Below are 22424 nucleotides of genomic sequence, written 5' to 3' on the forward strand. Positions count from 1 at the left end.
GGCATAAATACTGTACATATATACAGTATTTTATAAAAACAGATCCCTGTCCAGTAAGGCGGTGAAAGGCTGGCAATCCCGTGGTTGCTAGGCCATTATGAGCGCCCTTCGTGGCTCACGAGGCTGCGAAAACCCTCTTTCATCAACCACTCGAGAGACAACCGTGAATAAACCCAGACATTTATTGCTGGCAACCAGTGTCGCCGCGATGGCGCTCACCGGTTGCGCCAAGGAGGCGCCTGCGCCCGCAGCCGATGTTGCCGCTGCAGAGACGGCACCAGTAACCACTGCGGTGCCCGCTGAAACCCCAGATGTGGCCACAGCGTTCCGTACTTTTCTGGACGAGAACTGGGCCGCTGACCTGGTTCGCTTCCCAACCTTCGCCAGCTATGTGGGCGACAAGACCAACCAGGATAAATGGAATACCGTATCGGAAGCTTTCCAGCAGGAATCGCGCGAAATTTCCGAAGCCCGCCTGGCCGCAGTGGCTGACTACGACCGTTCGCAGCTGGACGATAGCCTGGGCCTGTCCTGGGACCTGTACAAGCTGGATATTGAGCGTCAGCTGGCCAGCGATGATTTCCGTCACCACAAATTCGTCATCGATCAATTCCGCGGCCCGCACACGGCTGTCCCCAGCTTCCTGATCAACATTCACCGCGTGGGCGATATCGCCGATGCAGCGGCATACGTTAGCCGCCTTAACGGTGTTGGCGTCTGGTTTGACGATGTGATTGAACAGATGCGCATTCGTCAGGAGAAGAACTTCCTGCTGGCTGATTGGCAGTATCCACAAATGATTGCTGCGTCGAAGAATGTGATCACGGGTGCACCTTTTGATGACACCGGTGAAGACTCCACAATCTGGGCTGATTTCCAAGGCAAGGTTGCCAAGTTAGAGATTGAAGACAGCGAGAAAGACACGCTGTTGAGCGATGCCAAGAAGGCGTTGGTTGAGGTGGTTAAGCCTGCCTACGACCGCCTGATCGCAGAGCTGGAAACCCAGGGTGCTGTGGCACCGGACGCGGATGGTGTATGGAAGTTTGAGCGTGGTGATGAGTTCTATGCCGAGCGCCTGCGCTGGTTCACCACGACGGACCTGACAGCCGATGAAGTGCACGACATCGGTCTGCGCGAGGTCGCGCGTATTCATGCAGAGATGGAAGCCATCAAGGATAAGGTCGGTTTCGAGGGTACTCTGGCGGAATTTTTCGTGTTCATGCGCGAAGACGAGCAGTTCTACTACCCCAACACGGACGAGGGCCGCGCCGCTTATCTGGCTGAAGCTACGCGTTTGATTGATGTTATGCGCGAGCGTCTGCCGGAGATGTTTGGTCTGCTCCCCAAAGCTGAGCTCACAGTGAAGCGTGTTGAGGCTTTCCGCGAGCGCTCTGCCGGTAAGGCCTTTTATCAGGGGCCGCCGCCGGATGGTTCTCGTCCCGGCATCTATTACGCCAATCTGTACAACATGATGGATATGCCCAAGTACCAGATGGAAGCGCTGGCATACCACGAAGGCGTTCCTGGCCATCACATGCAGCGTGCTATCTCGGTAGAGCTGCAGGGCATTCCTATTTTCCAGAAGTACGCAAGCTTCACTGCCTATACTGAAGGTTGGGGCCTGTACAGCGAGCTGGTGCCCAAGGAAATGGGCTTCTATGAAGATCCATACTCCGACTTTGGTCGCCTGGCGATGGAGCTGTGGCGCGCCTGCCGCCTGGTGGTGGACACCGGTTTACACAGCAAGCGTTGGACGCGTGAGGAAGCCATTGATTACCTGGTCGAGAATACGCCCAATTCTGTAGGTGATTCCACCAAGGCGATTGAACGCTACATCGCCATGCCAGGTCAGGCGACTGCCTACCTGATTGGCAAGCTGAAAATCGTTGAGCTGCGTGAGAAGGCGCGCACTGCGATGGGTGATGCTTTCGACATCCGTGACTTCCACGACGAAGTGCTGAAAGACGGCCCCGTGCCGCTGTCTGTGCTGGAGCAGAAGATCGACGCGATGATCGCTGCCTCAAACGCGGGTTAGCGCAAAGAGGTGAGTTAACGAAAACGCCGGGCGAATACCCCGGCGTTTTTTTTTGCCTCTGGTGTTCCTAGACGCCGGCGCTTTCCATCATGTAGGTGATCACCACCTTAATCAGGAAGCCCAGGATGCCCATGGCCAGGGCAATATACAGAATAAAGGTGCCGAACTTACCGGCATGACTTCGCCGTGCCAGGTCTGCCACGATAAACACCATGAACAGGATCAGGCCACCCACACCCAGAGTGACGCCGTATTCTGTCAGTCATTCATCCACGGTGACGCTTCTCTCCTGTGTGATTGCTCATGCCACGATTGCGATGATCGCCCGGTTTAACTGGCGACTATGTTAGTAACCAGCTGTGTCTCGGCACTCATGGAGTTGGTTACCAGGCAAGACTCCTCAGCCTTGTGCAGCAATCTGTCTGCTTTACCCTGATCTGCCCTGGTGTCCAGGGTCAGCGTTGCGGTTACCGTGACGGCAGTGAAACGCGTGACGCGATCGATGCGGTCCAGCGTACCCTCGACGTTGCAGCTTAAGGTTTCCCACTCAAACTTCGAAGCATTGGCAATTGCCTGGAAGGTGAGAATAAAACAGTCGGCAACGGCACCCATCATCAGGTCTTCAGGTGACCACTTATCCCCCGGGCCGCCGAACTGGGTAGGCGGTGCCGAGATAATCTCGGGTAGGTTCTCAGCTTCTATGGCTACAGGTTCGCCGGGCAGGGCGCTTGCCTTCACCACATAGTGATGGGGAAAGTCTTGCATGTGAGTGGCTCCAAGTCGCTGGGCTTATGTGTATAGCGGTTATTGCCCTCACATGCCAGTACCCCGAGTGCTGCTTATGCGATACCTGCAGAGAAGCCGGTACTGCTTGTCGGGTTGCTTGCCGGCAGCTCCCATAACTGTGGCTGCTGCGGTACATCGTTGCTCGGTGACAGGGTCACATCGAGGTCCTGGCGTCCACCGCGTTGCTTGAGGATGCGCACCCGGCGGTACTCCCGCATCTGCAGCCGCAAGCCCGCCGGTGAATGATTGTGTTGCGCATCATTGGAGCGAAACAGAACAGCCAGAGTGTCGCTTTCGGCGGCGGCCAACTGTAGCTTGCGCAGCTCACTGTAGCGGTACTCTGTGGCCCCCAGCCAGCTAAATACCACGCTGCAAGTGCCGCTGCGTAGTGCCTGCTCGGTACTCCATAACAGATCTTCACGGTTCTGCGGGTGCACCAGCAGTACTTGCTGGGTGTCGATGCCGCGGGCCGACAGCAACGGCGCATAGGGGGTATAAGGCGGTGCGATAAAGGCCTGCCAACGGTTCTGTCCGCTCAGTGTCTCCATGGTGGGCAGGAATAGGCCCATTGCGCCCATGCCACAGCCGTCGCTGAGTACTTCAATGCTGGTGCCTGTGGGCCAGCCACCTTGTTGCAGTGCCTGATCCAGGCTGCTGTAGCCTGTACTGAGTGCACGCTCATCGTGAAACTCATGGTTAGCAGGCGCGTGATCGTTGAACAGGGCGGAGTGGCCCTGCCAGGTGTCTTTGCGTTGTATAACCTGTTCAAGCATCTCGTTCATGGTGGCCTCCGGGCGCGATCTCAAAATACTGTATGAACATACAGTAGTTGTTGATTGGGGGCGCTGCAAGGGCCTGCGATGGGAAAATGCACAGTTCAAGATTGACCTGTCCAGTTTTCATACACATCCGCCCAGGCGGGTGAGTAAGGGTTCAGTGAGCAGGGAATGGTCCGCAGGCGGCAGCATTGCTGGGCGCTAATGGGTCCGGGATAAGCCGCAGCCTCGGTGAAATAGACGCTATAAGCAGTGGCTGTAGCACCGTAACCGGCGGGAGATCGGCGTTTTGCGATCAGGCAGGAGACCTTTGTGGGCTTGTGGCGGGTGACCCGGTTGCCAGTGCCAGGACCAGATTTTCCAGGTGTTGCCACCCGTCGCCGGCGCCATAGCCTTTCACACTGGCATCGGCAGCCATCAGCTGCTGCAGTAGCTGGTTCAAGGAGGCGGCGTCATGACGCTCCAGCGCACTTTGCATCAGGCCCATACGGTTTTTCCATACCCGGCGTGCGTTTAGCGCCTGCTGCGGATTGTGCCCCTGCTCGCAGTCCTGTCGGGCGTCGAACAGCAGTCGGATATCCTTCGCCAATGCCCACAAAACCACCGGCGGCGCAGTGCCTTCGCCCCGCAATCCCTGCAGTTTACGCAGGCTGTCGCGTGCCTTGCCGGCAAGTGCAGTATCCACAGTATCAAACAGGTTATAACGGGCACTGTGAAGGACGCCCTCGTTAACGGTCTCCGCGGTGATTTTGCCGTCATTAGCCAGCAGTTTGAGTTTCTCAACCTCCTGCACGGCGGCCAGCAAATTGCCTTCAACCCGCTCGGCCAATAGTTGTACGGCATCGCGGTCAATCTGCATGCCTGCCGCCATAACGCGCTGCTGCAACCAGCGCGGCAACTCGTTGGCACCAATGGGCCACAGCTGCAGCGTGGCACCCGCCGCATTCAGCGCCTTGTACCACTTACTGCTAGTGGACTGCTTATCGATCTTACCGGCAACAATGAGTAACACATCCTCGGGGGCGGCAATCTCCAGATAGGCCAGTAGTGCCTTGCTGCCCTCTGCGCCCGGTTTGCCGCTGGGCAGCCGAATTTCCAACAGACGCCGTTCGGCAAACAGTGACATGCTGCCAGCGTTTTCGAGGATAGACTGCCAGTCGAAGCCGCGTTCTCCGGCATCGATCACTTCCCTGTCGGTGCAGCCGGCATCCCGAGCGGCTGCGCGCACGGCGTCGGCACACTCCTGCACCAGCAGTGTTTCCTCTCCGCTGATCAGATAAACAGGGAGCAACTGTTGTTTCAGGTGGGCGGCAAGCTTCTCCGGATAGAGCTGCATGCTTACTGTGTGCTGGCGGCGTAAAAGCCGATACGCCTGAGAATCTGCTGCGCCAGTTCGGTGCGCATCTCGGCCTGGAGAATACGCACTTCTTCGGCTTTACCCACGACATTGCGCGGGTCGTTTTCCATTTGCCGGATAACCGAAGCCTCGGTATCGGTCATCACCTCATCACCACGGGCGGAGGTGACGCTGAAGGTGCTGCGCATAGTGAGCTCGAACTCGGCGGCGCGCGCCTGAGCATTCAGTGACAGGTTGCGTTGGCTGAAGCGTTCCGGCCCCAGTCGCAGCAGGTAATCTGCCTCGTTGCGCTCTACCCAGACAATGCCATTAGCAGCAAAGCGCGCTTCTACTTCACGACTGAACTCGCTGTTGGGGTTGCCTGTAACGAGATTGAAGCGCTGCCAGCTCTCCGGCAGCGCGGTAGCAGCCTGGCTGCCACGCAATTGGAAGCCGCAGGCGGTCAAACTCACGGCCAGGACAAAAACCGCCGCTGCTTTGAGGTAAGGCATTGTTCCATTCACAGGCAATCAGCCCTTGGCCGGGAAGAAAGTAATCAGTTTCCCTTTCACCACCTTGAAGTCAAGTTTGGGGATGTCGCTGACAAACTTCTGCACGTTGTCGTTGGCCAGGGCGGCGTCGCGAATAGCAGCCTCATCGGCGTCGGCGGCGACAGTCACTTTGCCGCGAACCTTACCCATTACCTGCACGACGATTTCTATGCTGTCGCGTGTCAGTGCAGACTCATCCACGGTTGGCCACGCAGCATCCATCACATCACCCTGGCCGCCGAGTTCCTGCCATAGGCAGTGCGACAGGTGCGGCACAATGGGTCCAAGCATCAAGACAACCGCACGCAATCCTTCGTCCATGACTGCACGGCTGTTGTCGCTGTCGTCCAGCTTGCCAAGTTCGTTGCAGAGCTCCATGACCGCAGCGATGGCGGTGTTGAAAGTCTGGCGGCGGCCGTAATCATCACCCACCTTGGCGATGGTTTCGTGAACCTTACGCCGGGCACCCTTCTGGTCATCATTCAGGGAGTCGGTATTGAGGGTGGTTGCACCACCTTGTGCCAGGTGCGCATCCACCAGGCGCCAGAGTCGGCGCAGGAAGCGGTTAGCTCCCTCTACGCCGGAGTCAGACCACTCCAGCGATTGCTCGGGGGGAGCCGCAAACATGCTGAACAGACGCACGGTGTCGGCGCCGTAGCGATCGATCAATGCCTGCGGATCCACAGTATTGCCCTTTGACTTGGACATCTTGGCGCCATCCTTCAGCACCATGCCCTGGGTCAGCAGGCGGGCGAAGGGTTCGTCGGAGGTGACCAGGCCTTCGTCCCGCATCAGCTTGTGATAGAAACGCGCGTACAGCAGGTGCAGGATGGCGTGCTCGATGCCGCCAATGTACTGGTCCACGGGCGCCCAGTAGTTGGCCTCATCATCCAGCATGGCCTCACTGTTACGAGCGCAGGTGTAACGGGCGTAGTACCAGGATGACTCCATAAAGGTGTCAAAGGTGTCGGTCTCGCGCGTTGCCGGTTTGCCGCAGCTAGGGCAGGTGGTCTGGTAAAACTCAGGCATGGATTTCAGTGGTGAACCCACGCCTTCGAAGGCCACTTCCGTGGGGAGTTCCACGGGCAAATCGCTGGCGGGTACCGGGACCGTGCCGCAGTCATCGCAATAGATAACGGGAATCGGTGCACCCCAGTAGCGCTGGCGTGATACGCCCCAATCCCGCAACCGGAAGTTGACGGTGCGCTCGCCCTTGCCGAGTTCGCTCAAGCGGCCTTCGATGGCATCAAATGCCGACTGGAAATCCAGGCCATCAAACTCACCAGAGTTCACGGTGACGGTATTGTCCTTGTCGGTGTACCAGTCAGCCCAGGTGCTGCTGTCATAGTCAGCGCTACCGTCGGCCTTGGCGACAACCTGCACTATAGGCAGACCGTATTTGCACGCAAATTCGTGATCGCGTTCATCGTGGGCGGGTACCGACATGACGGCCCCGGAGCCGTAGCCCATCAACACGAAGTTGGCCGCCCACACGGGTACGGTTTCGCCCGTCAGCGGATGGATTGCTTTCAGACCGGTGTCCATGCCCAGCTTTTCCATGGTCGCCAATTCGGCCTCGGCAACACCACCGACAGACTGCGCTTCTATGAATGCCGCCAGTTCAGCGTTGGACTCTGCCGCCTGCAGCGCCAGCGGGTGCTTGACCGCAACCGCCACATAAGTAGCACCCATCAGGGTGTCAGGGCGCGTGGTGTAGACCTCGATATCGTCGCCGCCCTCCAGGCCAAAGCGCAGGTTGACGCCCTCGGAGCGACCAATCCAGTTGCGCTGCATGGTGCGCACCTGCTCCGGCCAGTGCTCGAGCTTGTCGATATCATCCAGCAGCTCCTGGGCGTAGTCAGTAATTTTCAGGAACCACTGGGAAATCTCACGTTGCTCCACCAGGGCACCGGATCGCCAGCCGCGGCCGTCAATCACCTGCTCATTGGCGAGGACGGTTTGGTCGACGGGATCCCAGTTCACCATGGCTTCTTTCTTGTAAGCGAGGCCCTTTTCGATCAACCGCGTAAAAAACCACTGTTCCCAGCGGTAGTAATCCGGATGGCAGGTTGCGATCTCGCGTGACCAGTCGTAGGCGTAGCCGAGACGTTGCAGCTGCCCGCGCATGTCCGCGATGTTCTGCTTTGTCCAGTGTGCCGGCGGCACTTTGTTCTTGATGGCGGCGTTTTCGGCGGGCATTCCGAAAGCGTCCCAACCCATAGGCTGTAGTACGTTCTTGCCCTGCATGCGTTGAAAGCGCGATATCACGTCACCAATGGTGTAGTTGCGTACATGCCCCATGTGCAGTTTGCCGCTGGGGTAGGGCAGCATAGACAGGCAGTAGTACTTCTCCCGTGAATCGTCGGGATTTACGGCAAAGCTGTTGTTGTCTTGCCAGTGTTGCTGCGCTGCCTGTTCAATGGCCTGCGGGTCGTAATGCTGATCCATGGGGGGTGTCGTTCCAATACAGTGTCTGTGCGTGCTGGAAAGCGGTGGTATCACCGTCCAGTCGGCGCTGGGCAAAGGCGCGAATTTTATCAGTAATCCCACGGCCCGGCGATGTGTGTGTTGAGCCGGGTTAGTCGGCGTGAGGGTCTCGGGGGCGCCAGAAGGTCGCTTGCATGATAAACATCAAGACGAGGGCGATTGCGCTGGCGAAAACGATGGGCAGAGTGCCGAAACTACCCACCGGCGTGCGCCCCAGCATCACCTCAGCTTCGCCGGTGAGGGTGGTCTCTACAAACTGCTCACTACTGGTCAAGACTTGCCCGCGATGATCAATGATAGCCGACACGCCGTTGTTAGTGCCTCGTATCAGGTAGCGGCCATTCTCCAATGCGCGCATACGCGCCATCTGCAGGTGCTGCAGCGGACCTATGGAGGCGCCAAACCAGCTGTCATTGCTGATGGTTACCAGCAGGTCGGCTTCGCGCGCATGGGCGGCTACTAATCCGGGGTAAACGATCTCGTAACAGATGTAGGGTGCGATGCGAAAGCTGCCCGCCCTGAGTGGGGGTTGGGTCGCACTGCCGGCACTGAAACTGGACATGGGCAGATCGAAAAAGTCGATTAAGCCGCGCAGCACCGACTCTAACGGTACGTACTCACCAAAGGGCACCAGGCGTTGCTTATGGTAAACACCCTCGCCCTGGCCCAGCGCGATGATGCTGTTGTAGATAGTCTCCGGTGTCGGGCGCATGGGAATGCCCGTTATCAATGTGGAATCGACCTGGCGCGCGCGACTCGCGATGGGGTCCAGGATGCCACGTGCATTTTGAAAGAGCGTCGGAATGGCGGCTTCTGGCCACAGGATAATGTCATAGCCATACAGCGAGGGCACAACCGACTGATACTGGGCCACGATGTCATCAAAATAGGCGCGGTCCCATTTTTGCGCCTGGGGAATGTTGGGCTGGTACATGGCCACGCTCAGGGGCTCCTCGGTGGCCGGGGCGACCCACTCTATTGGCTTCAACACAGCACCGCCCAGCCACATCAGTAGCAGCAGGCCAGCATACGTAGTGATTGCGACGCATTGCCGACTGCGCCAGCTCAGGAACAGGCAAGTCGCAGAGAGCGCCGTCATTAGGGACAGGCCGAAAACACCGAATACAGGTGCCCATCCAGCAATCCAGGTGTCGAGATGGGCATAGCCAAGGTACAACCAGGGGAAGCCGGTGAGTAGCCAACTTCGGAGCCACTCAAATAACACCCAGAGCAGGGCAAAACCTAGCAGCATGCCACCAGGCAAGGGACGTACCCAGCGCACGTATACCCAGCCGAAGAGACTGTGGAACAGCGCCAGGCCTGCGCAGAACAGTGCGGTGAGGAGCGTGGCTAAAGGCACACTGGCGAAGCCGTAGTCGTGAATGCTGACCCATACCCAGGACGCACCGCTGCCGAAAAAGCCCAGCCCATAGAGCCAGCCTCGCCACAGTGCATCGCCGGGGGTGCAGGCGCAAAGCAGGTAGCTCAGCAGGACCAGGCTGGCAATGCCAGCAGGCCACAGGGTGAAAGGCGCCAGGGACAGCGTAACCAGCGCACCGGCCAGCGGTGCCAGAACTGCGACCAGCAGTGGATGTAGCCGCTGTGGATTTAGCCGCTGTTGTTGAGTGGCGTCGGGCGCCGGTGCGCTCACTTTGGCGGGGGTCTCAAGCGTAAGCTGTGAATCTTGCGCTGATCAGCGTTGATAACCATGAACTCAAAATCGTCGATACGCGTGATCTCATTGCGTCCCGGCATGTGCCCAAAGGCCTGGATTACCAGTCCGCCAATGGTGTCGAACTCTTCGTCGCTGAAGCTGCAGTCGAAGTGTTCATTGAAATCCTCGATGGGTGTCAGCGCCTTGATGAAATAGTCCTCATCCGTGATCTTGCGGATATACTGGTCTTCCTCGGCGTCTGTTTCGTCTTCGATTTCGCCAACGATTTCTTCCAGCACATCCTCGATGGTGACCAATCCAGCCACGCCGCCGTACTCGTCAATCACGATCGCCATGTGATTGCGGTTCTGGCGAAATTCGCGCAGCAGCACGTTCAGGCGTTTACTCTCTGGCACAACCACCGTCGGGCGCAGCAGGTTGCGGATGTCAAAATCATTGGCATCGTCACCCAGTAACAGGGGTAGTAAGTCTTTTGCCAGCAGGATGCCGAGCACATCATCGGGGTTCTCACCAATCACGGGGTAGCGCGAGTGTGCTGAGCGGATGATCTGCGGCATGCACTCTTCCAGTGTCTGTTCCGCTTTAATGACCACCATCTGTGCGCGAGGGATCATGATGTCGCGCACGTGCATGTCGCTGACTTTCATCGCGCCTTCCATGATGCTGCGTGCGTCGTCGTCGATGACTTCGTTCTCTGCAGAGATGGAGAGCAGCTCCATCATGTCGTCACGGCTGTGTGGCTCAGTCGAAAACAAGTGGGTGATCTTGTGGAGCCAGCTGCGGTCTTCGGAATCCGGGGTGTTCTTGTCGTCGCTCATCGCGGCGGATGCTCGCTTACGGTTGTATCGGGGGTTAGGTAGGGGCAGGGCAGACCCAGGCCAGCCAGAACGCGGGTTTCCAGCGCCTCCATCAACTCGGCCTCGTCATCGTCGATATGATCGTAGCCCAGCAAATGCAGACTACCATGCACGGTCATGTGCGCCCAGTGCGCCTGCAGGGTCTTGCCCTGCTCGGCGGCCTCGCTGCGAACAACCGGCGCACAGATAACAATGTCACCCAGCAGGGGAAGCTCTAGTTCAGCGGGTATGTCTGAGGGAAAAGACAGCACATTGGTTGGGCGTGGCTTGTTTCGATACTGACCATTGAGGGTGGTCATCTCCGGTTCGTCCACAATGCGAACGCTCACCTCGCGCTCGCCGGGATCATCACTGGCTTCACCCAGCGCGGCAGCTATCCAGCTTCGTATGTCGTCCTCGTCGGGTACGGGCTCGGCGCTGGCATTCTGGATGTCCACCTGCAGGTTCATCGCTGGCTTTGGTCCAGGTGGGTCGTGCTGTCTTCCCGCGCATCGTAGGCTTCCACAATCCGCTGCACCAGCGGGTGCCTGACAACGTCTTTATTGGCAAACCAGGTGAAGCCAATGCCTTCCACACCGGTCAGGATGTTGCTGGCGTGGGTGAGGCCGGACTGTGACCCCCGGGGAAGGTCGATCTGGGTGGCGTCACCGGTGATGACTGCGGTGGACCCGAAACCGATACGGGTCAGGAACATCTTCATTTGTTCCCGCGTTGTGTTTTGCGCTTCGTCGAGGATGATGAAGGCGTTGTTCAATGTGCGGCCGCGCATAAACGCCAGCGGCGCCACCTCGATGATGTTGCGTTCGATGTACTTATTGACGGTTTCGAAACCCAACATTTCATAGAGTGCGTCGTACAGTGGGCGCAGATAAGGGTCTATCTTCTGGCTTAGATCGCCGGGCAGAAAGCCCAGCTTTTCCCCGGCTTCAACCGCGGGCCTGACCAGCAGGATGCGCCGGACCCTTTCTTCCAGTAGCGCTTCCACCGCACACGCGACAGCCAGATAGGTTTTGCCCGTGCCTGCAGGGCCCACGCCGAAGTTAATGTCACACTGCTTGATAGTGCGCACATAGCCCTGCTGATTCTTGCCGCGAGGCTTGATCGAGGCGCGCTTGGTGCGAATGACCTGAATGGCTTCGACGGCGCTATCGCCGGAGGCCTCTGTCAGACTCTCCAAATCAGCCTGCTGTAGATGCAGGTGCAGAGACTCTGGCGAGAGCCCCACGCCCTGGCAAACGTCGCTGTAGAGCTGCGTCAGGAGCTCGCGCCCCGCGATGACATTATTCTGGGGGCCCTTGAGCAGGAACTGGTTACCGCGGGCGTTGATCTGAATGCCCAGACGTTGCTCGATCTGGCGCAGGTGCGCGTCCAGCTGGCCGCACAGCATGGCCAGGTGACGGGCGTCATTGGGTTCCAGGGTAAAGCTCAGTTGGTCCGGCGCGGTGGCCGAGGAGTCAGTGTTCAATGTGCATGCAGGCCGCGAGGGCTTTCGATTGGGATATAAAGGATATACGGCTTTTGGTGGCAGTCAAATGTCCACTTGCTCGCCGCGCAGGGAGTTGGGCAGGGCCTCGTGAATCAATACGTCGGTGAATTCGCCAATCAGACTGTGGTCATCACAGCGGAAGTTCACCACGCGGTTGTTCTCGGTGCGCCCCTGCAACTGGCCGGGGTCTTTCTTGGACACGCCGGTGACAAGAATGCGCTGGGTCGAGCCCACCATCTTGCGACTGATGTCCTGAGCCTGCTGATTAATGCGCGTTTGCAGGATTTGTAAGCGCTGCTTCTTCACCGCTTCATCGGTCTCATCGGGTAAGTCTGATGCCGGGGTGCCTGGCCGCGCGCTGTAGATGAAGCTGAAGGACACATCGAAGCCAATGTCCTCAATCAGCTTCATGGTGGCAGCAAAGTCGGCCTCTGTTTCGCCGGGGAAGCCCACGATAAAGTCTGACGAGAGACTGATGTCGGGGCGAATCTTGCGCAGACGACGAATCTTGGACTTGTACTCCAACGCCGTGTGACCGCGTTTCATGGCCATCAAAATCCTGTCGGAGCCGCTTTGGACCGGCAGGTGCAAGTGATCCACCAGCTGGGGAATTTCTGCATAGGCATCGATGATGGCGTCGCTGAATTCCACCGGGTGAGACGTTGTGTAGCGAATTCGGTCGATGCCCGGTATGCGCGCAACAAAGTGCAGCAATTCGGCAAAATCCACAATCTCGCCCAGATGATTCTCACCGCGGTAAGCATTGACGTTCTGGCCCAGCAGATTGACCTCACGTACGCCGCCCTGGGCCAGGTGGGCAATTTCGGCAATCACGTCGTCCAGCGGGCGCGATACTTCCTCGCCACGGGTGTAGGGCACAACGCAGAATGTGCAGTACTTGCTGCAGCCTTCCATGATGGAGACGAAAGCGGTAGGGCCTTCGACTTTGGGCTCGGGCAGGCGGTCGAACTTTTCTATTTCCGGGAAGCTGATGTCTACCACAACCGTGCCGCCGGGGCCGCGTTTGTCCATCATGTCCGGTAGGCGGTGCAGTGTTTGTGGACCAAAAACCAGATCCACGTAGGGAGCGCGTTTCCCAATCTCTTCGCCTTCCTGACTGGCCACACAACCGCCAACGCCAATCACCAGGTCCGGATTCTTCTGTTTCAGGTGCTTCCAGCGCCCTAGCTGGTGGAAGACCTTTTCCTGGGCTTTTTCGCGGATCGAACAGGTGTTGAGCAGCAGGACATCGGCCTCTTCGGGGTTGTCCGTCTCGATCAGGCCATGGCTGTCTTCCAGCAGATCGCGCATACGCGCCGAGTCGTACTCGTTCATCTGGCAGCCGTGGGTCTTGATGTAGAGTTTCTTGCTCACCGCGTGTCGGTTCCGTTGTCCGGCTACTGTGTCAGCCGATAAAAAGGGGTGCGGATTATACCGATTTCAACCCCCGGGAACAGCCCGCGTGCTGGTATTTCGCGCCTGTGGTGGTAACATTGCCGTCCCCGAAATCCGGGAGAGTCTGCGGTGGCCACGGCGCCGCCCTTGAGGAGAGTATGACGTCCTACCCCGTTTACAAAGTGGTGTTCCAGAATGGTAATCAGGTGTTTGAGGTATTTGCGCGCCAGATTTACCAGAGCGACATGTGGGGCTTCATCGAAATTGAGGAATTTCTCTTCGGCGAGCGCTCTCAAATCGTGGTGGATCCCAGCGAAGAGAAGCTGAAAAATGAATTCAGCGGCGTTAAGCGCACCTACATCCCTATGCACTCGGTGATTCGCATTGATGAGGTGGATAAAGAAGGTGCCAGCAAGGTGTCTGACACCAAGCCCGCCGAGGGCAATGTTGCTGCCTTTCCATTAGCGGGGGCTCCCAGGTCGCCCCAGCAAGGCAGCGAAGACTAATTCTGCGCTGCCCTCAAGGTGGCCAATTTCACACACAGCGCAAACACCTGCGCGCAGCGTTCTACGTCTTCAAGGCAAGGGTACGTTGGCGCGAGGCGTATATTGCTGTCGGTCGGGTCCTGCCCATAAGGGTAAGTCGCTCCGGCGGGCGTGAGCTTGACGCCAACTGCTGCGGCCAATGCCACAACGTCTTTGGCCAAGCCTGGCAGGGTATCAAAGGAGATAAAATAGCCTCCCTGCGGCGTGGTCCACTGTCCAAACTCTTGGCCCGCCAATTCCTTCTCCAGCACCTGTAGAACTGCCTCAAACTTAGGTTTGATGAGGGCGGCCTGACGGGCCATATGCGCTTCAATCGCCTGCGCATCCGGTAAGAAGCGCAGGTGCCTTAGTTGATTGACCTTGTCCGGGCCAATGGTGCGAAAAGAAAGGTGTTTAGCGAAACCCGATAACCAGTCGGCATCTGCCCCCAGGAAGGCGACGCCGGCACCGGCAAAGGTGACCTTGGAGGTTGACCCGAACTGCAGAACGCTGGCCAGTGTGCCCGCTTCTCGCGCAGCCTTTGAGATACTGGCGAGCGCAGGCGCCTCGGGTGTCAGTGCATGCACGGCATAGGCGTTATCCCACATCACGGTGAAGGGGCCGCTTGCGTGCTGCGGTAGCCGGGCGATACGCGCCACCGTATCGTCGCTGTAGACACAGCCGGTGGGGTTGGAAAAGCGGGGGACGCACCAGATGCCGCAAATAGTGCCATCTTCTGCCAGCAGCGACTCAACAACATCCATATCGGGACCGTTGTCGTTCAGCGGTACGCTGATCATTTCCAGATCCAGACGCTCGCACACCGAGAAGTGGCGGTCGTACCCGGGTGCGGGACACAGGAAGCGGCGCACACCGCCATCATTGTTGGAGTGCTGTAGCGCGTATTCAAGCGCCAGATACATTAGACTCAGACTGCTGTTACCGCCCACCAGTACTTCATTTGGATGTAGATCGAACAGTTCCCCGAACAGTTCGCGCAGTTCAAACAGGCCCATCAGCTCGCCATAGTTTCTAACGTCGACGCCGCTATCGCTGCGGTAATTACCCTGGAGAATCCCGTCGAGGGAATCTGACAACGCCAGTTGTTCCGGGGCAGGTTTGCCGCGCGTGAGGTCAAGATCGAGGCCGAGCTCGGTCAGCGCCTTGTAGCTTTCCTCGAGCGCCTGCAGGTCGTCATTATTACTGTGGGCTATAGTCATTGAGTCAGTACACGCCGTATAAATTCAGCAATCGACAGTATAAGGCAGCGCACAGGCATTCGAGAGTCCTTGCTTGAAAGCGTGTGGAAGACCCCCCATATCCATACGATGGAAAATGACACAGGAATACCCATGAGCGAGCAGGATCAGGCAGTGGATGGTGAGGTTATCGATCACGGCGATAGCGGCCAGGCGCCTGCCGTTGCAGAGGATGTACTGCCGGACACCCTGCACCTGATCCCGGTGCCGCAGCGCCCCTTCTTCCCCGGACAGGTCCAACCGGTTGCCATCAATATCGAAGAGTGGGGTGCCACCCTTCAGGCGGTGAAAGCCAGCGGCAATCCCGTCATTGGACTGTCATACGTCGAGCGCAAGCCGGACACAGCGGCAGACCCCCGCCAGTTCCCTGAGATTGGTTGTGTGGTGAGATTGCACAAGCCGCCGATGGTGGCGGATAACCCGGGACACTTTCTCGCCCAGGGCGTACGCCGCTTCCGGATTGTGCGTTGGTTGAATGATAAACCCCCATATCTGGCGCAGGTTGAATACCCGCGCAGTCAGGGCGATAAAGACAGCGATGAGATTAAGGCCTATGCCATGGCCCTGATCAAGGAAGTAAAGGAGCTGTTGCCGCTCAACCCGCTGTACAGCGAAGAGCTCAAGCAGTACATCGGCAACTTCAATCCCAATCAGCCCAGTCTGTTGGCCGACTTCTCGGCGGCATTGACGACCGCATCGGGTGATCAGCTACAGGAAATTCTGGACACCCTGCCACTTCGATCGCGCATAGAGAAAGTGCTCAAGCTACTGCACAAAGAGCGTGAAGTGGCTGAACTCCAGGGCCAGATTACCAGTCAGGTGAACGAGAAGGTCTCTGACCAGCAGCGGGAGTTCTTTCTGCGCGAGCAGCTGAAAATCATCCAGAAGGAACTGGGAATCTCCAAAGATGACCGCACCTCTGATGCGGAGACTTTTGAGTCCCGGTTGGAGGGTCTGACGCTGCCGGAGGCTGCTGAGGCGCGTATTCGCGATGAACTGAACAAGCTGTCTGTGCTCGAGACCGGGTCTCCCGAATATGGTGTTACACGTAACTACCTGGACTGGGCAACCTCGGTTCCCTGGGGACGTTACTCTGAGGACAACCTCGAGTTGAAACACGCCCGCGGTGTGTTGAATGAGTATCACGACGGCTTGGACGACGTGAAAGATCGCATCCTGGAGTTTCTGGCGGTGGGCGCTTTTAAGGGCGAGATTGCCGGATCCATTCTGCTGTTGGTTGGACCACCGGGGGTGGGCAAGACCAGTATCGGTCGCTCCGTGGCTGCGGCCCTGGGGCGTGAGTTTTATCGTTTCAGTCTTGGCGGTATGCGCGATGAGGCGGAGATCAAAGGGCATCGCCGGACCTATATTGGAGCCATGCCGGGTAAGTTCGTGCAGGCGCTGAAGGAGGTAGAGGTCTCCAACCCGGTGATTATGCTGGATGAGATCGACAAGATCGGCGCCTCCTACCAGGGCGACCCCGCGTCGGCACTGCTGGAGGTGCTAGACCCCGAGCAGAACAGCGAATTTCTTGATCATTACCTCGATCTTCGCGTCGACCTCAGCAAGGTCCTGTTCATCTGCACCGCCAACCAGCTGGATACTATCCCCGGCCCGCTGCTGGACCGAATGGAAACCATTCGGCTCTCTGGTTATGTGGCGGAAGAGAAACTGTCTATTGCTAGGAACCACCTGTGGCCCAAGCAACTGGAACGTCATGGCTTGAAGGATGAGCAGCTCAAGATCAACGATGCCGGACTTAAGTACGTGATTGACTCCTACTGCCGCGAGGCTGGGGTGCGCACGCTGGAGAAACAGCTGTCGCGCATCATGCGTAAAGCGATCGTGCATCTGTTGGAGTCAGATGACACCAGGATGCGGGTCGGCAAGAAGGACATCGATACCCTGCTGGGCAAGCCCCCCTTTCAGCCCGATAAACCTGTGCGTGGCCTCGGTGTTGCCACAGGCCTTGCATGGACGGCCATGGGCGGTGCAACCCTGGCGATCGAGTCATCCCAGATTCACACGCTTAATCGTGGGTTTAAGCTCACCGGGCGTCTCGGCGAAGTCATGCGGGAATCCGCTGAGATTGCCTACAGCTATGTCATTGGACACCTGAAAGACTACGGCTGCGATCCTGACTTCTTTGATATGAGCATGGTGCACCTGCACGTGCCAGAGGGCGCTACGCCGAAGGACGGGCCCAGTGCCGGTATCACCATGGCCACAGCACTGGTGTCGCTGGCACGGAAGGAACGCATAAAGCGGCCGCTGGCCATGACAGGCGAGTTGACCCTGACAGGTCAGGTGTTGGCAGTGGGCGGTATCCGCGAAAAAGTGATAGCTGCCAGGCGCAGCAAGATCATGGAGTTGATATTGCCCCACGCGAATCGCAGGGACTTCGAAGAGCTACCGGACTATTTGCGTGAGGGCATTAACGTGCATTTCGCTCGCACGTACCGTGAAGTGTTTGAGTTTGTATTTCATGAGCATCGCAGGGAAAAATCCCTGCACTGATTCCAATCAGGGCGCGTAGGCGGTGATCACGGCGCGGCGGGGCGCTGGATAGCCCTCGATACTTTTGCTGCTGTCCTGTGGGTCCAGGAAGTTGGCCAGTGAGTGGAACGTCATCCATTCGGTGCTGCGCTGTTCATCAACCGTTGTTGTCCCCACATCAACCACCTTCGCGTCGCGGTAACCGACTTTGGCTAGCCAGCCCAGTAAGGTGTCGCAACTTGGCAGGAACCAGACATTGCCCATGCGAGCATAGCGACCCTCGGGCACCAGTGTTTGGCCCAGCCCTCCCTCGATAACCAGGGTTTCCAGAACCAGTTGTCCGTCGCTTCGCAGGCAGTCTCGTAACTCCAGCAAGTGGTCGAAGGGTGAGCGCCGGTGATACAGCACACCCATGGAAAACACGGTGTCGAAGGCTTTCAGCTTTTCAGGCACATGCTCAATACCCGCCGGTATCAGCCAGATGTTGTCGCGATTTAAATAGCGCTGCAGGGCCAAAAACTGCATCACGAACAGTGGTGTGGGGTCTATGCCGATAACTTCACCCGCACCCGCGCCCAACATGCGCCAGCAGTGGTATCCGCTGCCACAACCCACGTCCAGCACACGGCGTCCGTCCAGGGCGTCGAGATGCAACGCTAACCGATCCCACTTCCAGTCGGAGCGCCACTCGGTATCAATGTGCACGCCGAACAGCTCAAACGGACCTTTGCGCCATGGGTGAAGACCCATGAGTGCATCGCGCAGTGATTGCTGTTGCGTTGGAGTCAGGGGCTCGTCAATGCTGCAGCCAACTCGTGCGGTGTCGAGGTGAAGATGGTCAGGGGTAAGATCGGGGAGCGCGTCCAGCGCGGCCTGCCACCGGGGGATGTCGCCATAGCGTTTGACAGACATACCCTGTGCGAGGCGGTCCGGTAGGGTTTCGGCCCATCGACACAATTGCTCGTGTGTTTGCCAGCGCGCTATCAGCGTTTCATAGTCCACTACTTAACGGCGACCAGCGAAGCGAAGTTAAAGCACTGGAACCAGACATCGCAGCTGCTAAAGCCTGCCTGAGCGATGCGTTGCTTATGCGACGCCAGCGTCTCGGGGATCAGCACGTTTTCCAACGCGTTGCGCTTGTTGGCAATTTCCAGGTCGCTGTAGCCATTGGCGCGTTTGAACTGATGGTGCAAATCGATATTCAGCGCATCCAGATGGGGGTCTTCGAAGGTTACTTTCTCAGACAGTACTACGACGCCGCCGGGGCGCATTCCCTCGTAGATACCACGTAGTACGGCTTCACGCTTCTCGACGGGCACAAACTGCAGTGTCCAGTTCAGCACGACCACCGACGCGTCCTGCACAACGACATCGGTCAGGTCAGCCAACATCAATTCCACAGGCGTATCGTGACTGTCGGTTGCCAGAATCACTTCACAGCGCTCAAGCATGGCGCTGGAGTTATCAACCCCCACAATCCGGCAGTCCGCGGGCAGCGTATTCTGTTTCATGGAAAGCGTGGACGCGCCCAGAGAACAACCCAGATCGTATAGCGTCGAACCGGCACTGGCATAGCGCGAAGCGATCAGCCCTGTCATTGCAACAACGGTGGTGTAGCCCGGCACAGAGCGTTTGATCATGTCGGGAAACACGGTTGCAACCCGATCGTCGAAGGCAAACAGGCCGGGTTCGGCCAAGCTGTCGGCATAGATGTTGTCGCGTTGGTCAGTCACGATCAGGCCTGCGGAATAGGAGTCAGGCGGGCGATTTTATCATGAGTAGTTGTACCGGGTGTCCGCCTGCGCACTGTGCAGATTGTGCCGGAAGCGCCACACTGTAAATACCAACGCCGAGGGCAAACTATGGCAACACCTGCAGCCAGTTTTCACCCCGACATCACGCCACCGCGCCTGCGCCACAGCGTGCTGGAGTTCGGGCGGGTATTGTTCGAGATGAGCAGTACGGCGGCATTGGCTCCTGTGTTAAAGCGACTACCACAGGGTGACGGTCACACCGTAATGACCCTGCCCGGTTTTATGGGCGCAGACGGTTCCACTTCCCAGCTTCGTCGCTTTCTCAACCAGCAGGGCTACCACGCCATTCCCTGGGGTCTTGGACGCAATACCTACGGCAATACACCTCAATCACTGGATGACTTTCTCGCCTTCAGGCGCCGCACCGAGGACCAAATCGCTGCACGCATTGAGCAAGCCTTTGAGGCCAGCGGACAGGCGATAACGCTGATTGGGTGGAGCCTCGGTGGGCTGTATGCCGTAGCTCTGGCACACCGGTACCCGCAGTGGATTCGACAGGCGATCACCCTGGGCACACCCTACGGCGATCCGCGCGGTACGGCACTCTACAAGGTCATGGGAAGGCTCTATGACAACAGTGTGCAGGTTGACGAGGACGCACTTGCGCGCTGGGTGAACTACACCTACGCGGATGGGGAGTTGGCGGTACCCGTGCTGGCCTTGTTCAGTGAATCCGATGGCATTGTGGGCACATCAATCGCTCGTTGTGAGGCTAACCCGCGCTATGTCTCCAATGTGGCGGTTATGGCCTCTCATGTCGGCTTCCCTTTCAACCCGCTTGTCTTTGCCGTTATCGCAAATGCATTGGCCAGCCCCGCGAAACAGGCGCGTTGGCTGAGCTCGCCCTTGCTAAGACCTTTTATTCGAAAGGTGAGTTAGTTCGCCATTCCTCAGTAACGTTCCAGTGGGTGACCCGCTGGCGTTGCTCATGCAGAATAGCTGCCGAGCTTCACAGTCCAACCATGGAGAGCGCAGCACACTATGCAGGGAACACACGATCACGCGCATGACACGCGTAACGACAATATCCTGATCGATATCAACGGCACGCATTTCCCGCGTGCTGAGGCCAGGGTGTCTGTTTTTGATTCCGGTTTTATTCTCGGTGACGGCGTTTGGGAAGGGCTGCGCGTAGAGCGGGGCACGGTACTGTTCCTGGAGCGACACCTCGAACGACTGTTCGAGGGCATGCACACCCTGGATTTTGAACCTGATTTTGATCGTGATGTGATCGCCGCCCGCATATACCGGGTGCTGGCAGCTAACAATATGCGCCACGGTGTGCATATACGTCTGATGGTGACGCGCGGAGTAAAGTCTACGCCCTACCAGGACCCGCGAATGACCATCACGCCACCCACGGTCGTGATCATCCCTGAGTACAAGGAAGCACTTCCCGACACAGTGAACAAAGGCGTGCGCCTGTTTACCGCCCATGTTCGCCGCGGTTATTCGGACGTCCAGGATCCCACCCTTAACACACACTCAAAGTTGAACTGCATTGCAGCCTGTATCCAGGCAGCAAAAGCCGGCTTCGACGAGGCCCTGATGCTCGACCCTCACGGCTTTGTTGCCACCTGTAATTCCACGCACTTCTTTATCGTGCGTCGGGGGGAGGTCTGGACCTCTACCGGCAACTACTGCCTGGACGGTATCACCCGGGGCAAAGTGCTGGAGATGGCAGATTCGCTCAAGATCAGGACACAGGAGCGCAATTTCACACTGACCGACGTTTACAATGCCGAGGAAGCATTCGTTACCGGCACCTTCGCAGGGTTGGTGCCTGTCACCGAGGTGGACGGGCGTAAGATCGGTAGCTCTGAAGAGTGGCCGGTGATCACGCGGTTACAAAAAGCGTATCGCAAGCTGGTTGACGACTATGTGAATGGTCCGGGTGCCCGGCACCCACGGGGCGCCTAGTTCATGCACCGGATTGCGATGTGGTCAGGACCGCGGAATATTTCGACGGCGCTTATGCGTGCTTTCGAGAACCGGCCAGACTGTGTGGTCGTGGACGAGCCACTGTACGGTTACTATCTCAAGCAGTCGGGCAGTGACCATCCGGGTAAAGACGACATCATCGCTGCCATGGATTGTGATTGGCGCTCAGTGGCGAACAGCTTGTGCACTGACGAGCCCACACAGTGTGCGCTGTATTACCAGAAGCATATGACGCAGCACCTGTTGCCGGAGATGTCGCTGGACTGGGTAGACCAGCTGCACAACTGCTTTCTGATTCGGGAGCCACGACGCATCGTTGTGTCCTATGCCAAAGTTCGGCCAGAGTTTGCGCTGGAGGAGTTAGGCTTTCCCCAGCAGTTGGCGTTATTCGAGCGCGAGTGCGAGCGGCTGGGTGAGGCGCCGCCGGTGATGGACTCTGCCCAGACACTGGCGAATCCGGAGGGTGTGTTGCGCGCACTGTGTGCGGCGCTGGGCATTCCGTTTAATGACGCTATGCTCAGCTGGCCACCGGGTAAACGCGATAGCGATGGTGTCTGGGCACCTTACTGGTATTCGGCGGTGGAGCAGTCTACCGGGTTCGCCGCAACGGCGGCCCAGCAAGACCCTGAGCCAGCCGTCCCCGCGGGCTATGAAGCCTTGTGTGACGAAGCTGAAGAAATCTACCAGCGCCTATCGGCGCATGTGTTAAAGCCGGCTAGCGTTTAGTTGGCGCTGCGCACCAGCTGGCAGTCTTCGGCGGCGGGCACGGTATCCAGACGCACGCGTTGATTGAAGCGCGCGAAATGTGTCGAACAGGCTTTGTTAGCGGCCGTGTGTGCACGTGCAAATTTAATGCTGCGGAGAAAGTCCACCAGAGAGGTTTTTTGTTCGTCGCGACGGTTCATGGCGTTCACAGCGTAGGGTAGCTATTCAGCATGCAGTGTACGCCTGCGTCGATGATTCCGAGCGTGAAAAGTCCCTACATAGAGTGTGAATATTGCGCCGC

Annotated in this window: 21 protein-coding genes; 6 read left to right on the forward strand and 15 right to left on the reverse strand. The window is 57.9% G+C overall.

Annotated elements, in window-relative coordinates:
- The first annotated feature begins 163 nt into the window (after window positions 1-163).
- Window positions 164-2035: a DUF885 domain-containing protein gene (locus IE089_RS00080; protein ID WP_229802503.1), complete on the forward strand. Its 1872-nt coding sequence runs from the start codon at window positions 164-166 to the stop codon at window positions 2033-2035.
- A 67-nt stretch (window positions 2036-2102) separates the two neighbouring features.
- Here IE089_RS00080 and IE089_RS00085 read toward each other — a convergent pair whose 3' ends face one another.
- The 11 genes from IE089_RS00085 to miaB all read right to left on the reverse strand — a co-directional run bounded on the left by IE089_RS00085 (window position 2103) and on the right by miaB (window position 13363).
- A complete protein-coding gene (locus tag IE089_RS00085; RefSeq protein ID WP_229802658.1) occupies window positions 2103-2297 on the reverse strand; it encodes a DUF2788 domain-containing protein in 195 nt (64 codons plus the stop codon).
- A gap of 68 nt (window positions 2298-2365) precedes the next feature.
- Window positions 2366-2800: an OsmC family protein gene (locus IE089_RS00090; RefSeq protein ID WP_189474037.1), complete on the reverse strand. Its 435-nt coding sequence runs from the start codon at window positions 2798-2800 to the stop codon at window positions 2366-2368.
- Between the two features lie 74 nt (window positions 2801-2874).
- Window positions 2875-3603 carry a translesion DNA synthesis-associated protein ImuA gene (gene imuA / locus IE089_RS00095; protein WP_189474039.1) on the reverse strand — a complete coding sequence of 243 codons (729 nt, stop codon included), beginning with the start codon at window positions 3601-3603 and terminating at the stop codon, window positions 2875-2877.
- A 289-nt stretch (window positions 3604-3892) separates the two neighbouring features.
- Window positions 3893-4933 carry a DNA polymerase III subunit delta gene (gene holA, locus IE089_RS00100; protein ID WP_189474040.1) on the reverse strand — a complete coding sequence of 347 codons (1041 nt, stop codon included), beginning with the start codon at window positions 4931-4933 and terminating at the stop codon, window positions 3893-3895.
- A 2-nt stretch (window positions 4934-4935) separates the two neighbouring features.
- The gene (locus IE089_RS00105) at window positions 4936-5445 is read right to left on the reverse strand and encodes an LPS-assembly lipoprotein LptE (RefSeq protein ID WP_189474042.1); all 510 of its coding nucleotides are present in this window, start codon (window positions 5443-5445) and stop codon (window positions 4936-4938) included.
- An 18-nt stretch (window positions 5446-5463) separates the two neighbouring features.
- Window positions 5464-7932 (reverse strand): leucine--tRNA ligase, encoded by a 2469-nt coding sequence (leuS, locus tag IE089_RS00110; protein ID WP_189474044.1) that lies wholly within the window; start codon window positions 7930-7932, stop codon window positions 5464-5466.
- Between the two features lie 130 nt (window positions 7933-8062).
- Window positions 8063-9622 (reverse strand): apolipoprotein N-acyltransferase, encoded by a 1560-nt coding sequence (gene lnt / locus IE089_RS00115; protein WP_189474046.1) that lies wholly within the window; start codon window positions 9620-9622, stop codon window positions 8063-8065.
- The gene (locus IE089_RS00120) at window positions 9619-10464 is read right to left on the reverse strand and encodes a CorC family transporter (RefSeq protein ID WP_189474048.1); all 846 of its coding nucleotides are present in this window, start codon (window positions 10462-10464) and stop codon (window positions 9619-9621) included. Before IE089_RS00120 ends, lnt begins: the two co-directional genes overlap by 4 nt.
- Window positions 10461-10952, reverse strand: a complete 492-nt coding sequence (ybeY, locus tag IE089_RS00125) for an rRNA maturation RNase YbeY (protein WP_189474050.1) — start codon at window positions 10950-10952, stop codon at window positions 10461-10463. Before ybeY ends, IE089_RS00120 begins: the two co-directional genes overlap by 4 nt.
- A complete protein-coding gene (locus IE089_RS00130; RefSeq protein ID WP_229802504.1) occupies window positions 10949-11968 on the reverse strand; it encodes a PhoH family protein in 1020 nt (339 codons plus the stop codon). The genes ybeY and IE089_RS00130 overlap by 4 nt, the downstream gene beginning before the upstream one ends.
- 63 nt (window positions 11969-12031) lie before the next feature.
- Window positions 12032-13363, reverse strand: a complete 1332-nt coding sequence (miaB, locus tag IE089_RS00135) for a tRNA (N6-isopentenyl adenosine(37)-C2)-methylthiotransferase MiaB (protein ID WP_189474052.1) — start codon at window positions 13361-13363, stop codon at window positions 12032-12034.
- Window positions 13364-13542: 179 nt separating this feature from the next.
- On the opposite strand from miaB, the gene IE089_RS00140 reads away from it, so the two are divergent.
- The gene (locus IE089_RS00140) at window positions 13543-13890 is read left to right on the forward strand and encodes a DUF1820 family protein (RefSeq protein WP_189474054.1); all 348 of its coding nucleotides are present in this window, start codon (window positions 13543-13545) and stop codon (window positions 13888-13890) included.
- On the opposite strand, the gene IE089_RS00145 is transcribed toward IE089_RS00140, so the two are convergent.
- Window positions 13887-15128: an aspartate aminotransferase type Ic gene (locus IE089_RS00145; protein WP_189474056.1), complete on the reverse strand. Its 1242-nt coding sequence runs from the start codon at window positions 15126-15128 to the stop codon at window positions 13887-13889. The two genes, IE089_RS00140 and IE089_RS00145, sit on opposite strands and share 4 nt — an antisense overlap.
- A gap of 132 nt (window positions 15129-15260) precedes the next feature.
- Here IE089_RS00145 and lon point away from each other — a divergent pair, with 132 nt between their 5' ends.
- Complete coding sequence (gene lon / locus IE089_RS00150) at window positions 15261-17684, forward strand: endopeptidase La (RefSeq protein ID WP_189474058.1); 2424 nt, start codon at window positions 15261-15263, stop codon at window positions 17682-17684.
- 6 nt (window positions 17685-17690) lie between these two features.
- On the opposite strand, the gene cmoB is transcribed toward lon, so the two are convergent.
- Window positions 17691-18665: a tRNA 5-methoxyuridine(34)/uridine 5-oxyacetic acid(34) synthase CmoB gene (cmoB, locus tag IE089_RS00155; RefSeq protein ID WP_189474060.1), complete on the reverse strand. Its 975-nt coding sequence runs from the start codon at window positions 18663-18665 to the stop codon at window positions 17691-17693.
- Window positions 18665-19396: a carboxy-S-adenosyl-L-methionine synthase CmoA gene (gene cmoA / locus IE089_RS00160; protein WP_189474062.1), complete on the reverse strand. Its 732-nt coding sequence runs from the start codon at window positions 19394-19396 to the stop codon at window positions 18665-18667. Before cmoA ends, cmoB begins: the two co-directional genes overlap by 1 nt.
- A 129-nt stretch (window positions 19397-19525) precedes the next feature.
- Here cmoA and IE089_RS00165 point away from each other — a divergent pair, with 129 nt between their 5' ends.
- The 3 genes from IE089_RS00165 (at window position 19526) to IE089_RS00175 (ending at window position 22144) form a co-directional block, all read left to right on the forward strand.
- Entirely contained in the window at window positions 19526-20356 is an 831-nt protein-coding gene (locus IE089_RS00165; RefSeq protein ID WP_189474064.1) for an esterase/lipase family protein, read from the forward strand.
- Window positions 20357-20458: 102 nt separating this feature from the next.
- The gene (locus tag IE089_RS00170) at window positions 20459-21397 is read left to right on the forward strand and encodes an aminotransferase class IV (protein ID WP_189474066.1); all 939 of its coding nucleotides are present in this window, start codon (window positions 20459-20461) and stop codon (window positions 21395-21397) included.
- An 18-nt stretch (window positions 21398-21415) separates the two neighbouring features.
- Window positions 21416-22144, forward strand: a complete 729-nt coding sequence (locus IE089_RS00175; RefSeq protein WP_268247986.1) for a sulfotransferase-like domain-containing protein — start codon at window positions 21416-21418, stop codon at window positions 22142-22144.
- Here IE089_RS00175 and IE089_RS00180 read toward each other — a convergent pair.
- The gene (locus tag IE089_RS00180; RefSeq protein ID WP_189474070.1) at window positions 22141-22323 is read right to left on the reverse strand and encodes a hypothetical protein; all 183 of its coding nucleotides are present in this window, start codon (window positions 22321-22323) and stop codon (window positions 22141-22143) included. The genes IE089_RS00175 and IE089_RS00180 overlap by 4 nt on opposite strands.
- Window positions 22324-22424: the final 101 nt, after the last annotated feature.

Origin of the sequence: Parahalioglobus pacificus, from assembly GCF_014652275.1 — a bacterium.
GTDB classification, from domain to species: Bacteria; Pseudomonadota; Gammaproteobacteria; order Pseudomonadales; family Halieaceae; genus Parahalioglobus; species Parahalioglobus pacificus.